We start from the raw sequence: 1,548 nt of genomic DNA, 5'->3' as shown, positions 1-1,548 counted from the left end.
CGGCGGGCTCGCGGTCGTCGCGTCCGCGCTGCTGCCGGACGGGCGGTCGCCCGCCGGGCGGCCGGGGCGGATCCGGCCGCTGTACCGGCGGGTCCGGGGGCGGGAGCCCAACGTCGCGCCCCGGCTGCTGCGCTGGCTGGGCAGGCGGCTGGGCGGCAGGGTCGCGCCGGAGGACCTGTTCGCCTGGGCGCTGGCCGTCGGGCGGGCCACCCCGCGCGGCTGCGCGGTGCCGCTGACCGCGGACGCCGAGGCGTGGCGGGCCGGCGTGGAGCTGGGGCGGCGGATGCTTGAGGTGCAGCTGCGCGGGGCCCGCGGCGCCGCGAAGCCCCGGCTGCCGGGCGGGCGGCGGCCGTACGTACGCGCGGCGATACCGGCCCGGCCGGCGGAGGTGTCGTACGACCCGGAGGAGGAAGCGCTGCTCCTCGGCGAGGGGCGCATCGCGCCGGTGCCGCGGGAGGCGTGGGAGTTCGCGGAGGGCGGCGTCCCCGTGCTGGAGCAGTGGATCGCCGGGCGGCTGGAGCCCGTCGAGCCGGGGACGCTCGCGGCGATACGTCCGACGTCGTGGCCGCAGGAGTGGACGTCGGAGCTGCTGGAGCTGATCACGGTGCTGGCGCTGCTCGCGGAGCTGCGGGGGTCGGCGGTGTACGGGACACCGGACGCGGACGGCGGCCCGCACGACGCCGAGATCACGGCGGCGGAGCTGCGGGAGGCGGGCATCCTGCCCGTTCCCGAGTCGGCGCGCCGGCCGGCGTCGGTGCTGGACCACCGCGAGGAGGGCCCGGAGGGGCAGTTCGCGCTGATCTGACCCGGCCGGGCGGCCCGCGCAGGGCCGCCCCCTCCGGTCCGCCCGCCGCTACCGCCGCACCGCGTCCAGGGCGTCCACCACCCCGGCGCCGTAGAAGCCGTTGTACCGGTCACCGCCCGCGCAGACGGCGTTGTCGACGCCGTCGCCGTCCGGGTCGTAGCCGTCCGGACAGCCGGGGTCGTCGGCCTGGGCCAGCAGCATGCGCCGCAACTCGGCGGCGGAGGCGCGCGGGTGCGCGCTCGCGAGCAGCGCCGCGACGCCCGACGCCTGCGCGGTGGCGGCGATCTGACCGGAGACCCAGGTGCCGTGGCCCTCGATGCCGTCCCCGGGGTAGGGGCGCCAGGCGCCGGGGCGGGTGTCGGCGACGCCGCCGGAGCAGTCGGCGGACCGGCTCGCGGAGAAGTTGGCCGCGAGGTCGGGGTGGGTGTCCTCGACGCCGTTGTCGAGCACGCCGACGGTGACGTCCGGGCTGCCGGTGGAGATCTCGTGGGCCCGGTCGGCGCGGACGACGCGCAGCGACCACTGGTCGGCCTCCATCGGCTCCTGCGGTACGCCGCCCGCGGTGTCGCTGCGCGGCTGCCGGCCGGTCTCCCCCGGGTCCCGGTACGTCCGGAACGCGCCCTCGCCGACCGCCGCCGCCGTGCGCGGCAGCGGCGCGGTGCGGGTCGCGCCCGCGGACTGCACGCCGCGGACGGCGCGCAGCCGGGGGCCGAAGTGCGGGTCCGCGGAGTGCGCGACGGTCA

2 protein-coding genes are annotated in these 1,548 nt (G+C 79.4%); one reads left to right on the top strand and one right to left on the bottom strand.

What is annotated here, in order from left to right; genetic code table 11:
- Positions 1-805 (top strand): type ISP restriction/modification enzyme (locus ABD317_RS36770; RefSeq protein ID WP_344296393.1); only part of this gene is annotated, 805 nt, incomplete at its 5' end.
- 48 nt (positions 806-853) lie between these two features.
- On the opposite strand, the gene ABD317_RS36765 is transcribed toward ABD317_RS36770, so the two are convergent.
- Positions 854-1,548: S8 family serine peptidase (locus tag ABD317_RS36765; protein WP_344296389.1), on the bottom strand; the 695-nt coding region annotated here is incomplete at its 5' end.

Origin of the sequence: Streptomyces synnematoformans, assembly GCF_039531005.1 — a bacterium.
Classification (GTDB): Bacteria; Actinomycetota; Actinomycetes; order Streptomycetales; family Streptomycetaceae; genus Streptomyces; species Streptomyces synnematoformans.
This window is presented reverse-complemented; position numbering and strand designations above follow the sequence as displayed.